Consider the following 12,449-nt stretch of genomic DNA (forward strand, 5'->3'; position numbering starts at 1 on the left):
GAGACCAATTCTCCCGATAGATAGTAAAATACGGATAAAATACTTTTAATATCCCTTATGGGATGGAGCTTCTCATTGCTATTGCTCATGTTTTGTAAAAAATACGCTTAAAAATACAGAATATCTTTCGAAAAGAACAATAGTTAATTGTAATTTTGTTGCAAATGGATTTCAGCAACTGGCAGGTCATTAAAAAAGAATTCGAACAATTTCTAAAGTTCGAGCGGGGTTTAAGCATCAACTCGATAGACGCTTACCTGAACGATGTTTCTAAATTCCAGATCTATTGTGAGGACAATAACCTCGGTTTAAATCAGGTTGCCCGCAAAGATATTCAGCATTTTCTACAGTGGTTGCAGGAATTTAACATATCGCCGTTCACGCAATCGCGCCTGATATCCGGACTAAAAACATTTTTTAGTTTTTTGATTATCGAACATGAACTGGACAACAACCCGACAGAACTGCTGCAGGCACCACGGCTGAGCAGAAAACTGCCGAGTGTATTGAGCATTCATGAGATTGACCAATTAATTGCAGCCATAGATCTATCTAGCCCTGAGGGTGAGCGCAACAAAACAATTATTGAAGTATTATATGGCTGTGGACTGCGGGTATCCGAACTCGTCAACCTCAAGATATCCAATTTGTTTCTCGATGTAGAATTTATCAAAGTGGAAGGCAAAGGCAGTAAAGAACGGCTGATTCCCATCGGTCAGCAGGCGATCAAACATTTAAGGCTCTATTTAGATTCCGTTAGACCACATATTAAAATCAAAGATGGGAATGAGGACATTGTATTTCTGAACAGAAGAGGTTCGGCTTTATCCAGGGTGATGATCTTTCTGATCATTAAGGAGCTTGCTCAAAAAATTGGATTGCAAAAGACGATTAGCCCCCATACATTTAGACATAGCTTTGCCTCTCACCTCGTTGAAGGCGGTGCTGATTTAAGGGCTGTACAAGATATGCTGGGGCATGAAAGTATTACAACAACTGAAATATATACACATATTGATCGGGATTACCTCCATTCCATCATCACACAATACCATCCCAGATCTTAATCTGTTATCGGTTGGGCAAATCAATAGGTAAGTTTAAAATGTTTGTTGAGCCACATGCAATGATATTTTTTTGCTGACCTAAACCCATTGGAATTTGCAGTCTGTGTAAAGCATCCGAGTAAACAGTGCAGCACAGCTTAAACACAATCTTGAATACATGTTACTAATAGACAAAAAGTTAGGCCAGAAAACCGGAATGGCATAAATTATAAAAGCTGGGCGACTAAAACTAGGATGGCCATGCTCCTGAAATCCCCCGTTCAAAAGTTTAAATTTTATCGCAAAGATTATTTGTAAGATCTGGAAAATAGTATATCTTTGCGACACGTTCCCGTAGTTCAATGGATAGAATTTCAGATTCCGGTTCTGACGATGTGGGTTCGACCCCCGCCGGGAACACATCCTATTTAACACTAAAAAAGACGATCAATTGATCGTCTTTTTTAGTGTTAACATAAATGAAAAATGTACGCAACAATCTTCATTTTTTATCAGGTTGTAGTTGCTACCTACCCCCCTATCAAGCTTACAAAAACTCTTTTTGCAGCAATTTATGCTGAGATGCCGTAAATATATTCCGAAACAAAATATTGATTTCATTGTCAGTGGCTGCGCCCGAAATCCCCGTATGGGGATAGAGTTTAATGACATTGGACAGAATAGTTTCCACAAAGTCTCTACTTTCTATCGCTATACGCTCATATAACGCGTTATTATCAGCTTCATCCTTGAGATTATCCCAAGATCGAACAGCAAGCTCCATGATACTATTTTCCCTAGCTGTATAGTCCTGCTGCATTTCATCCAATTTCCGAAAAGCAGCTTTACTTTCCATTTGCTCCCATTTCCCCTGATTGGACTTCAATACAAATAACTTCTCGATCAAATCCAAAAACCGATGATACATCCCCATAAAGTTTACCAGTAAGGTCAACTCGGCAAACGGCACAAAAGGGTATTGATAGAGCAGCTCAGTCCGTGTACTTTTTGACGCATCGATAAAAAATGACTGATTCTCATCCACCCGTATACTGTCCAGCGAAAAGGAATGCGATGCTGTCGCCTCCAGGCCAAATGTATCCCAATCATAATGAATCAATACAAATTCACGCGCCACAAAGAAAGATTTTACAAGTGGATTTCCACCCTCATCCAATAGCGGCCTTCCATCCTCCTGAATATAGGCGTTCAATGTAAAGTGTGTCAAGTGGGGAGCACCGGTAGCATATTTCCAAAGCCCTTTCAGACGATAAGATTCACCCTCACGTTCAGCGACACCAGCAACCTGCCCACTGCCGCCAAAACATACCGTTTTTGAGTTGAAAATATCCTGCCCGACCGCTGGATCAATAAAGCCAACAAAAAGATTCGCGCCGGCACATAAAGTTACTGTCCACGCCAATCCGCCATCCTGGTAGGCCAGCTCCTTCAACAAGGAAAGCCCGCTGACCAAATCCAACCCCAAGCCATCCAAAGATTGTGGTACCCAGATTTTAAACCACTTGTTCCGGTATATTAGCTCAAGCTGCTCATCAGACAAACTCTTTTGCTGAATTCCTTTACGTTGCTGATCTTTTAGAACAGCGATAGCTGCATCAGTCAGTTGCATATTTTTTTTCATCACTTAATATTCTCCGCCAATTAAAATAGCCACTAAAAGCCATCACAAATAAAAATAAGGTTAAAGCAGCATACAGGAATAAACCCTTGTGCATAAGCAAAGGAATCGCCATCAGGTTACTGATGTTAAGCAAAATCCAATTTTCAAGTTTACGTTTCGCCAGCAGCCACATCCCCGCCCAGGCTGTGCAGGAAACAAAGGAGTCCCATACCGGAACATCCGAATCAGTTAAATGCACCAGACCAAAATAGAACGATAGAAAACCTGCCACACAGATAAAACCAACAATCTGCCAATCTCGGGTTGTACTACGACTGATCGGCACAATAATATCACTGCTATATTTCCAGTAGATCCAGCCATAAACGCTCATGACAAGATAATACAGGTGCAACAGTATTTCGGCATATAATTTTGCATGGAATAAAACATATACCGAGATGATGATACCAATAATCCCAAAGAAGTAATTGACCGATTTATTCTGTCGTGAAAACCAAACCTGCAAGATACCAAAACAGACCCCCAGCCATTCGGCTATGGAGGCTTGTTGTATTTGTTTAATAAAAGCTTCGAAAATTGTCTCAGAAGTCATTCAATTGTTTATTATTTTGTGTAATTACATAATAAACTTATGAGCGGAAAAACGGATGTTTTTATTGAAATTAAAATCCCTACGCCAGCATTACCCGGATCAGGTATATAAAAGCGATTGTACAAGGCCGTACAATCGCTTTTATTGGGTATAATCTCAGCCCGGATGACATTGTCATTTCCGAGCACCCCATAAGTATATTGTTTATTGAAATTAATCTATAGCAATTAATTTCAATGCTTTATGCGTACGGATACGAGTTTCACGACAAAGCTCAGCATCATCATTTAATGACTTACCGTGTGAAGGAATCATCTCGCGCAGTTTTTTGCGGTATTCATCTGATTTAGCACGCTCAGGGAAACATTTCTTCAAGAGACTGATCATGATCGCCACCGAAGTAGATGCACCCGGCGACGCGCCCAATAAGGCAGCGATAGAACCATCTGCACTCGATACCACTTCAGTACCAAACTCTAAAATCCCTCCTTTTTTCTCATCCTTTTTAATCACCTGTACACGCTGGCCAGCTTTTTCAATAACCCAATCTTCTAATTTAGCGGTTGGCATAAATTGTTTCAGCGACTCCAATTTATCTTTAGGAGATTTCATAACCTCTGTAATGAGATACTTGGTCAATGGCAAATTATCAAGTCCTGCGGATAACATCGGACGGATATTGGATAATTTGATTGATGCCGGCAAATCAAAATAAGAACCCTGTTTCAAAAATTTGGTTGAGAAACCAGCGTATGGACCGAAAAGTAAGGCTTGTTTACCATCGATATAACGGGTATCTAAGTGCGGTACAGACATCGGTGGCGCACCGACAGATGCTTTACCATATACTTTAGCATGGTGCGTATTGATAATTTCTTCGTTTACGCATCTCAACCATTGTCCTCCTACAGGGAATCCACCGTAACCTTTTGCTTCTGGAATACCAGATTTCTCCAGCAATAACAAGGAGTGGCCTCCAGCACCGATAAAAACAAACTTCGCTTTTAGCTCTCTCTTCACCCCTGTTTTCAGATCTTTCACTTCGATTTCCCAACGTCCATCGTCTTCACGATCGATATCAACAACTTCGTGGTTTAAGGAAATTGAAATATTCTCTTTGTTTGCCAGGTTGTTAATCAAATCACGTGTTAATGAACCGAAATTCACGTCAGTACCTAAATCCATCTTGGTAGCAGCAATTTTCTCGCTTGCATCCCGTCCTTCCATCATCAAAGGAATCCATGATTTCAAGAGTTCTGCATCTTCGGTATATTCCATGCCCTTGAACAAAGTTTGGGTATTCATCGTCTCCCATCTTGTCTTCAGGAATTTCACATCTTTTTCACCAAAAACCGCACTCATGTGTGGAATGCTGCGGATAAAATTCTCCGGTTGGGCAATAATGCCTTTATCAACCAGGTACGACCAAAACTGCTTCGATACTTCAAATTGCTCCGCAATTTTAACAGCTTTATCAACTTTTACCGAACCATCTTTTTGTTCCGGTGTATAATTCAATTCGCACAAGGCCGAGTGGCCTGTGCCAGCATTATTCCAAGCGTCAGAGCTCTCAGCCGCCACAACATCCAAACGCTCAAGAATTTCAATATTAACGTCTGGGCTTAATTCATTGATTAGCGTACCCAAAGTAGCACTCATAATACCGGCGCCGATTAGAACAACGTCAACTTCTTTATTTGATTTTTTGCTCATGTTTTTGTGATTGATGCAAATTTAATATAGTTTTTGGTAAACGCCCAAGTCTTTTGTCAAAAAACTGTACTTTTTAGGAACACTTATTCAAAAATACCATTGATTTATTAAAATAATCCTAAGTGTTGGCAAAATTCCACTTTTCTGGTTTCCGCACACCATACACATGATATCGCCTATTCTGCCGGCCATGAATAGCCGCAAATCACACCAACACTTGGCGCGTTTTAAATCCTTATTTATCGAAAGATTTTGTGTTATAATATAGTTTTAACATTTTTGCAAAAACATCAACGAATAACATTACACTCTTATATGAAACTACTTGAAGGAAAAATTGCTTTGGTAACTGGAGCATCAAAAGGAATTGGAAGAAAAATTGCCGAAGTGTTTGCACAACACGGTGCCAATGTCGCTTTCACTTACCTTTCGTCTGTAGAAAAGGGACAAGCGCTGGAAAAAGAGCTTCAAGCCTACGGAACAAAAGTAATCGGCTACCGTTCTGATGCTTCAAAATTTGAAGAAGCAGAACAACTGGTCAATGCGATCGTTGCAGATTTCGGAAGCCTGGATATCGTAGTCAATAATGCCGGCATCACAAAGGATGGTCTGCTGATGCGTATGACAGAAGAAAACTGGGACGATGTATTGAACGTTAACTTGAAATCCGTATTTAATGTAACAAAAGCGGCCTCAAAAATAATGATGAAAAACCGTAAAGGCTCTTTCATCAATATGTCTTCCGTTGTTGGCGTTCAGGGAAATGCTGGTCAATCAAATTATGCCGCTTCCAAAGCAGGTATTATAGGATTCACCAAATCCATTGCGAAAGAATTAGGTTCTCGCAATATTCGCGCGAACGTGGTTGCTCCAGGATTTATCCGTACGGAAATGACAGATATATTAGACCCTAAAGTGATCGCAACATGGGAAGCTGGAATTCCATTGAAACGCGCCGGATCGCCAGAAGATGTTGCCAATGCATGTCTATACCTTGCATCTGATTTATCCGCATATGTCACTGGACAGGTTCTTCCTGTTGACGGTGGTATGCTGTAACATATAGCTTTCGACATAAAAGCGCCTGCTGCTGAAATTCAGCAGCAAGCGCTTTTATGTTATTCCTACTGCCGGCTCCGGCTTCGCTACTCAATATTTCTAAATTTTAGCTAATTTTGTCCAACAAATTTAAATGCTATGACGAATTGGACGGATTTTCTTGAAATTCAAACGGAAGACGATTTTAATCAACATTGTTTAGAAACTTATCACTTCCAGCTGCAGCATTGTCAGGTCTACCGCGACTATGTTTCGCTAATAGGCAAAGAAAAAAATCAAGTCCAGCATTATACGGACATCCCCTTCCTCCCAATCGAATTTTTTAAAACACAAAAAGTACTGGCTGCCGGAATGACCCCTCAAATTGTATTTTCAAGTTCAGGGACAACGGGCATGGTCACTTCTAAGCATCTTGTTGCTGATGTATCCATCTATGAGCGTACTTTTCGCCGTATATTTGAAGATTTTTACGGACCAACTACAGATATCGCTATTTTAGCCCTGCTGCCGTCCTATCTGGAAAGAAGTGGTTCCTCCTTGATCTATATGATCGATGACTTGATGAAACAAAGTAAACAAGTGCAGAGCAACTATTTCCTCTACAATCATCAGGAACTATATGATACACTTGTCCAATTAAAAGATAACGGAACCAAAACCATCCTTTTCGGCGTTACCTATGCCCTGCTTGATTTTATTGAGCAATATGCCTTTGACTTTCCGGAGCTCATTATCATGGAAACTGGCGGAATGAAAGGTAAACGTAAAGAGATGGTCAAACAGGAGATCCACCAGCTCCTCGAAGATGCCTTCAAGGTCAGTGGGATCCACTCAGAATATGGCATGACCGAATTGCTGTCACAGGGCTACTCTTCGGGTCAGGGAATTTTCCACTTACCTAAATGGATGAAAGTACTAATACGTGATACAAATGATCCACTGAGTTTAATCTCCTCCGATAGCACAGGCGGCATTAATGTCATCGACCTGGCCAATCGGTATTCCTGCTCATTTATTGCAACGCAGGATTTAGGAAAAGTGTATCAAGATGGCTCATTTGAGATATTGGGCCGCTTTGACCAAAGCGATATTCGGGGCTGCAATTTATTAGTTCAATAAAAACACCCTACAAGTTTTGTCCAACTTGTAGGGTGCAGTTCAATATAATGCTTCTCTTATTTATAGATACAACTATCCGGCAACCTGTTCTTTATTATCTCAGGCTTGGATCTTCAAATGTATTTCCAGCACGCATATCGCCAGAGTCATATCCTTTCTTAAACCAGGCCATACGTTGTGCTGAGGTTCCATGGGTAAAAGACTCTGGCACGGCATACCCCTGTGCGGCTGTCTGTATCTTATCATCACCTACTGCCTCTGCCGCTTTCATCCCATCCATAATATCGTTATAATCTATTTTTATATCCGTATATTCATTGAGATAATGTGCCCACACGCCGGCATAGAAATCGGCTTGAAGTTCTGTCATAACCGATATCTTGTTATTTTCACTCTCACTGAGTTTACCCCGGGCTTGATTCGTTTTAGGTAACAATCCCACCAGTTGCTGAATATGATGCCCTACTTCATGCGCAATCACATAAGCCATGGCAAATTCGCCCTTCGCCCCGAACTTATCAGAAAGTTCACGGTTAAAAGTCAGGTCCAGATAGATTTTCTGATCTCCGGGGCAATAAAACGGCCCATATGAAGCCTGTCCCATTCCACAACCATCTGTTTGTGTACCACCATCGTAAAAAACCAAGGTAGTGGGCGTATAATTTTGCTGCATTTGTTCCTTAAATAATTTAGCCCAGACATCCTCTGTACTCTGAAGTACGGTCAAGGAAAACTCTGTCAGTCTCTTTTCTTCAGGATTTAGTTCGCGCGGCTGTCCGGACTGCTCCGTCTGTGTACCCATATTTTGCGCCTGCTGCAACAACTGCATGGGATCTCCCCCCATCAGAAAACCAATGACCAATACGATGATCCCCCCAATACCTCCCAATGCAATCTTTCCACCACCAGACATCCCCCTACGATCCTCAAAATTGCCACTTTGTTTACCTCCTTGCCATTTCATATGCTATATTCTTATTTCAGTTAATAATCTTTTCCAATCTCGTTAGTGTACAAATTCAATACCAATATAGCGGTATGTCCTTATTTTTTTTGCAAAAAACCAGCTTTATTTTAACAGTTAGAACTTACTACAATTTATATTCTTATTTTTGGGCTTTTATAGAAACAGATATGAAATTAGAAGAACAATTACTCGCGCGGGCTGGAGGGAAATGTGAGCTAACAGGCGCTGAAACGGATGTAGTAACCTATATTTTACCACCGGAAACCAGTTCTACTTTGGATAACACCCTACTGATTTCAGCAACCCTGGCCAATCAGCTCAACAAAACGGAGCAATTAAATCCAGAAGACTGGAAATTCTTGCCTAACGCCATGTGGTCAGAAATACCTGCCATACAAATTGTCTGCTGGCGTATGTTAAGCCGTCTGAAAAATGAAGGCTGGGCTTCCGAAGCACTCGATATCCTTTATCTTGATGATGAAACGTTAACGGAAGCAAAGAAAACCGGTGATCATGAAAACGATGGTTATGTTTCCTTTCATGAAGATAGTATTGGTCAAAGACTATTGGAAGGCGATACCGTTGTATTGACAAAAACACTGGATGTAAAAGGTTCTTCACTCAAGGCAACCTTAGGTACCGTGGTTAAAAATATCCGTCTAGTAGCTGATAATATTGAGCAGATCGAAGGAAAAATAGAAGGCCAGACCATCGTCATATTGACAAAATACCTGCGCAAACAAAATTAAGAAAAAACAGCCTTCCACTTATAAATTTAGCCCCAAACTAGTTTCGAAAGACGATTAGTTTGGGGCTAAATAATAATAAATAGCACAAATGCCCTATTTTGGATAATTACGCATAAACTCAAAACGATAGTTTGGATGCTGTTTTAAGCTGTCAATCAAATCTGACAATAATTTTTGTCCCTTTTTTGTTTGGTACATATTATCGTGCGTCAAAAGTACCACATTATTTTTTGTATAAGACGTACCTTTCCGAAGTAAGTTTTTCATCTGTGTATACAGCTGATTGACCGTTAAATCTGGTTTACCGGTCACCCCATTAATTTTCCATTCACAGTCCCAGCCCATAACTTTATAACCATTTTGATGTAAAAGCTCGGCAGTAGAAGCACCGCTTTTTAGATCAACCTTTTTACGGTCACCCACATACCAGATATTTCGCCCCGGAAGTCTAACGATTTTATGTTGCAAACCCAGAGACTGTTCTGCCAATTCGAAATCTTCAAATGCCGTCTGTGGATTTGAGTAAAATGTAGTATACTTATCATGTGCATGCCAGTAACTATGATTATAGCAGTCGACCAACGGATTATTTTTATAACGCTCCGTAAAACCATGCAGTTTTTTACTCATCTTGTCATGAGCTCCAATCAAAAACGCATTGATTTTAATGCCCTTAGCTGTAGCGATAGAATCCAAATATTGGCTACCATTAAGGGGACCGTCATCAAAAGTAAGGTAAACGTAACGCGGTGAAATCGAGTCCGTGAGTAGAACCGTAGTATCCTTAACGCCAGTATAAGAGGTATTTTCCTCCATTTTGGTAATAGAATCTTTACGTAATGAATCCACTTTCGTAATGGAATCCTGCACGACAACCAGACTATCTTTCTTTTGTTGTACAGAATCAACAGAAACATTTTTCTCTTCTTTTTTACCGCTATTTTGATTACAAGACACTAGTCCCAAAGCGGTCATTCCCAAGCTCATCCATACGAGGCTTGATTTAAATATTTTTCCCATCACAAAAATTAACTTACAGGTCACATGCTACCTCAAACATGCAAAATCCGCCCTTTTAAAAGTTGCTTAGCATATTCGTGTCGCAAAATTAAGATTATTTTCATGAATCAACGTGTTATATCTTTCAATTTATTCTCCACATTATATTTTATTGAACATAACATTATAAAATTTTAGCATAGGCGAAGGCACGCGGAGCTGAGCGAATGCCATGTTTTATCAAAATAATAACAAAAAAAAGAACCTACCACAAGGTAGGCCCTTTCTTATTAAACGATTAAGATACTTAAAATGGGCACTTTCTTCATCCAACTAATCTCTGTGCCTTCCTCCATGCCCGTGATCGTGTCCACGTCCATGCCCTCTACCTCTATCATGATCTCTTCGATTTTCTTTCCAAGAATGATTACGGCTGACCCTACGCTCGCTTGCAAAAGAATAGCTGCCGTGTCTATGATGACTATCACGGATAGACACCTGTCTACCACGTGAGTGACCGTATCTACTTCTATAACGGTCATGATGACGCCAAGGATTACGATCATTGATCACAACTTTATGTGCTCTGTAAAAATCATAATGTCGATATCTTCTCGGCAAGCTTGCTCTTCGTATCCAGCCACCATTATCGTAATAAACGTAACATCTTGCAGGCACATCATAATACATATTATATTCAGGAATATAATAATAACGGGCATAATCATAACCTACCGGTCCCCAGCTTGGCTGACTTCCGATATTTACGCTAATGCTGACCTGTGCATCGGCCTTCCCTGTCACGAAAAGTCCTGCAACAATAACAGCGGTGTACAACAATTTTTTCATAAGTAGCTCCTCCCTTAGTTTTGTAATTTCTTCTTTACATTACGACACAAACTGTATGCAAAAGATTAAAAGATAAATGTTAATTTTTGTTAACAAAAACTTAACCTATTCAGCATAAACAGCTTAGTTTTAACTTCATCTTACTTTACAGGGAAACATTTTGGGATACGAATTGTTCAACCAATAATACTTTTCATACATTAACTGGACTTTGGAATGAATACTTACAACATTGGAATCATCGTCGGCAGCTTAAGGAAACAATCCTATAATAAAAAAATAGCAGCGTTTATCTGCGAACAACCGGCCAATAAGTTTAACTATCGCGTGATCGAAATTGGGGATCTCCCCCTATATAATCAGGATTTTGATGATGAAGGCACCCCACCTGAAAGTTATGTCCGCTTTCGAAAAGAAATCGCTGCACTTGATGCAGTTCTTTTCATAACACCTGAATATAATCGCTCCGTCCCCGCCGTCTTAAAAAACGCCATAGATGTCGGATCCCGACCTTATGGTAAAAATAAATGGGACGGCAAACCCGGCGCTATCATCTCCTCTTCACCGGGAGCTTACGGGGCGTTCGGAGCAAATCATCATATCCGGCAGTCACTGGTATTTGTTAATATTTATCCCATGCAGCAGCCGGAAGCCTATCTCGGAAATATAAAAGACTGTATCGGTGAAAATGGAAAAATCGAACTCCAGAGAACAAAAGATTTTCTACTCAGTTTTAAAAAAGCTTTTGAACATTGGATCATCCGGATCGTACACACAAAAGGCCAAGATTAATCTTGGCCTTTTGTCTTTGTTATTTATTTGTGCAAGCTTAATTTTGCTCCTCGTTTGCATCGTAATTCCAACTTAATAGTTTGTCCTGCAATATACGTGAGATCTTATTGAAATAGCGTTTTTGTTTATATCCCATGACCCATTGCACCCCTTGTACCGCGTTTGTACAAAAAATTTCATCTGCCCTTTTCATGATCTCGGGGCTAATCTGCGCCTCCACTACTTCAATCCCTTCAGCTCTCGCCATATCCATCACAACACGACGCATGACCCCTTCAATACAACCTTCAGAAAGCGCAGGCGTATAAAGTATTTTCTCATAATACACAAAGATATTGGAGGTCAGAGACTCACAAAGGTAGCCCTCCTGATTTAAAATCAATACATCATCAAAGGCCATTTTTTTCTTGTATATGCCCGCCAGCACATAAATTTGCGAATTGAGTGATTTTAATCTTGACAAGTCACTATAAGGTTTTTTGAACTCATTATATAAGCCCACAATCAGACCGACTTTCTTATCCCTCAGATTGGGCTCTATGCGTTGTACCTGCAAAACAAATCCAGGTTTGTTTGTCGTTGGGCTATAGAGCCCCCCACCCATTCGGAATACAATCAGCCGAATGCGAACCTGCTGTCCCAACATATTATTCTTGCGAATCAGCTCCTCTGATCTTGAACGAATAAAAAATTCATCGAAAAGATTTGCATCATCAAGATGTATCAATTCCATTCCCTGCTGTAAGCGCACTACATGAAAATTCAGAAAACGGATATCACCATCCTTATACAACATGGTTTCAAACAATCCATCACCATAGCGAAAGCCTCTATTTTCAATGCTAAATATTTCCTGTTCTTCCGGCACTACATTGCCATTAAAATTGATATAGTTTGTCGGCATCTTTGTTTATTTTCT

General features: G+C 40.2%; 12 protein-coding genes, 1 tRNA gene and 1 riboswitch. Of the genes, 6 read left to right on the plus strand and 7 right to left on the minus strand.

The features are described from left to right. The first annotated feature begins 164 nt into the window (after positions 1–164). Together xerD and G6053_RS19910 are read left to right on the plus strand one after the other, a co-directional pair. The gene (gene xerD / locus G6053_RS19905; RefSeq protein WP_108633218.1) at positions 165–1,067 is read left to right on the plus strand and encodes a site-specific tyrosine recombinase XerD; all 903 of its coding nucleotides are present in this window, start codon (positions 165–167) and stop codon (positions 1,065–1,067) included. 327 nt (positions 1,068–1,394) lie between these two features. Further along, positions 1,395–1,466 (plus strand) — tRNA-Arg (locus G6053_RS19910). A 127-nt stretch (positions 1,467–1,593) separates the two neighbouring features. Here the strand turns inward: G6053_RS19910 and G6053_RS19915 are convergent. The 3 genes from G6053_RS19915 to G6053_RS19925 all read right to left on the minus strand — a co-directional run bounded on the left by G6053_RS19915 (position 1,594) and on the right by G6053_RS19925 (position 4,996). Beyond that, a complete protein-coding gene (locus G6053_RS19915) occupies positions 1,594–2,688 on the minus strand; it encodes an acyl-CoA dehydrogenase (protein WP_165308115.1) in 1,095 nt (364 codons plus the stop codon). Beyond that, positions 2,663–3,283, minus strand: coding sequence for a nicotinamide riboside transporter PnuC (gene pnuC / locus G6053_RS19920; RefSeq protein WP_165308116.1), 621 nt, complete (start codon positions 3,281–3,283; stop codon positions 2,663–2,665). The genes G6053_RS19915 and pnuC overlap by 26 nt, the downstream gene beginning before the upstream one ends. 59 nt (positions 3,284–3,342) lie before the next feature. Further along, a riboswitch (TPP riboswitch) is annotated at positions 3,343–3,485 on the minus strand. Between the two features lie 11 nt (positions 3,486–3,496). Further along, on the minus strand, positions 3,497–4,996 hold the full coding sequence (locus G6053_RS19925; RefSeq protein ID WP_108633193.1) for a malate:quinone oxidoreductase: 1,500 nt from the start codon (positions 4,994–4,996) through the stop codon (positions 3,497–3,499). 315 nt (positions 4,997–5,311) lie between these two features. Between G6053_RS19925 and fabG the strand changes: the two genes are divergently transcribed. Together fabG and G6053_RS19935 are read left to right on the plus strand one after the other, a co-directional pair. Continuing rightward, entirely contained in the window at positions 5,312–6,055 is a 744-nt protein-coding gene (gene fabG, locus G6053_RS19930; protein WP_121123636.1) for a 3-oxoacyl-[acyl-carrier-protein] reductase, read from the plus strand. Positions 6,056–6,193: 138 nt separating this feature from the next. Beyond that, positions 6,194–7,174 carry an acyl transferase gene (locus G6053_RS19935; protein WP_165308118.1) on the plus strand — a complete coding sequence of 327 codons (981 nt, stop codon included), beginning with the start codon at positions 6,194–6,196 and terminating at the stop codon, positions 7,172–7,174. Positions 7,175–7,268: 94 nt separating this feature from the next. On the opposite strand, the gene G6053_RS19940 is transcribed toward G6053_RS19935, so the two are convergent. Beyond that, entirely contained in the window at positions 7,269–8,138 is an 870-nt protein-coding gene (locus G6053_RS19940) for a neutral zinc metallopeptidase (protein ID WP_165308119.1), read from the minus strand. Positions 8,139–8,308: 170 nt separating this feature from the next. On the opposite strand from G6053_RS19940, the gene G6053_RS19945 reads away from it, so the two are divergent. Next, a complete protein-coding gene (locus G6053_RS19945) occupies positions 8,309–8,890 on the plus strand; it encodes an alkylphosphonate utilization protein (protein WP_108633711.1) in 582 nt (193 codons plus the stop codon). A 93-nt stretch (positions 8,891–8,983) separates the two neighbouring features. Here the strand turns inward: G6053_RS19945 and G6053_RS19950 are convergent, their stop codons facing one another. Together G6053_RS19950 and G6053_RS19955 are read right to left on the minus strand one after the other, a co-directional pair. Then, the gene (locus G6053_RS19950) at positions 8,984–9,910 is read right to left on the minus strand and encodes a polysaccharide deacetylase family protein (protein WP_165308120.1); all 927 of its coding nucleotides are present in this window, start codon (positions 9,908–9,910) and stop codon (positions 8,984–8,986) included. A 312-nt stretch (positions 9,911–10,222) separates the two neighbouring features. Next, entirely contained in the window at positions 10,223–10,738 is a 516-nt protein-coding gene (locus G6053_RS19955) for a hypothetical protein (RefSeq protein ID WP_146190997.1), read from the minus strand. 216 nt (positions 10,739–10,954) lie between these two features. Between G6053_RS19955 and G6053_RS19960 the strand changes: the two genes are divergently transcribed. Continuing rightward, positions 10,955–11,530: an NAD(P)H-dependent oxidoreductase gene (locus G6053_RS19960; RefSeq protein WP_165308122.1), complete on the plus strand. Its 576-nt coding sequence runs from the start codon at positions 10,955–10,957 to the stop codon at positions 11,528–11,530. A 37-nt stretch (positions 11,531–11,567) separates the two neighbouring features. Here G6053_RS19960 and G6053_RS19965 read toward each other — a convergent pair whose 3' ends face one another. Continuing rightward, positions 11,568–12,434, minus strand: a complete 867-nt coding sequence (locus G6053_RS19965; RefSeq protein ID WP_108633186.1) for an aminotransferase class IV — start codon at positions 12,432–12,434, stop codon at positions 11,568–11,570. Positions 12,435–12,449 lie beyond the last annotated feature (15 nt).

The sequence above is a fragment of the Sphingobacterium sp. DR205 genome, from assembly GCF_011064245.1.
GTDB lineage: Bacteria > Bacteroidota > Bacteroidia > Sphingobacteriales > Sphingobacteriaceae > Sphingobacterium > Sphingobacterium athyrii.

Coding starts and splice junctions, on each gene's coding strand:
- G6053_RS19960 (WP_165308122.1), top strand. CDS start 10,955: ATGAATACTTACAACATTGGAATCATCGTCGGCAGCTTAAGGAAACAA.
- G6053_RS19940 (WP_165308119.1), bottom strand. CDS start 8,138: ATGAAATGGCAAGGAGGTAAACAAAGTGGCAATTTTGAGGATCGTAGG.
- G6053_RS19965 (WP_108633186.1), bottom strand. CDS start 12,434: ATGCCGACAAACTATATCAATTTTAATGGCAATGTAGTGCCGGAAGAA.
- G6053_RS19955 (WP_146190997.1), bottom strand. CDS start 10,738: ATGAAAAAATTGTTGTACACCGCTGTTATTGTTGCAGGACTTTTCGTG.
- G6053_RS19915 (WP_165308115.1), bottom strand. CDS start 2,688: ATGAAAAAAAATATGCAACTGACTGATGCAGCTATCGCTGTTCTAAAA.
- G6053_RS19925 (WP_108633193.1), bottom strand. CDS start 4,996: ATGAGCAAAAAATCAAATAAAGAAGTTGACGTTGTTCTAATCGGCGCC.
- G6053_RS19945 (WP_108633711.1), top strand. CDS start 8,309: ATGAAATTAGAAGAACAATTACTCGCGCGGGCTGGAGGGAAATGTGAG.
- pnuC (WP_165308116.1), bottom strand. CDS start 3,283: ATGACTTCTGAGACAATTTTCGAAGCTTTTATTAAACAAATACAACAA.
- G6053_RS19935 (WP_165308118.1), top strand. CDS start 6,194: ATGACGAATTGGACGGATTTTCTTGAAATTCAAACGGAAGACGATTTT.
- G6053_RS19950 (WP_165308120.1), bottom strand. CDS start 9,910: ATGGGAAAAATATTTAAATCAAGCCTCGTATGGATGAGCTTGGGAATG.
- xerD (WP_108633218.1), top strand. CDS start 165: ATGGATTTCAGCAACTGGCAGGTCATTAAAAAAGAATTCGAACAATTT.
- fabG (WP_121123636.1), top strand. CDS start 5,312: ATGAAACTACTTGAAGGAAAAATTGCTTTGGTAACTGGAGCATCAAAA.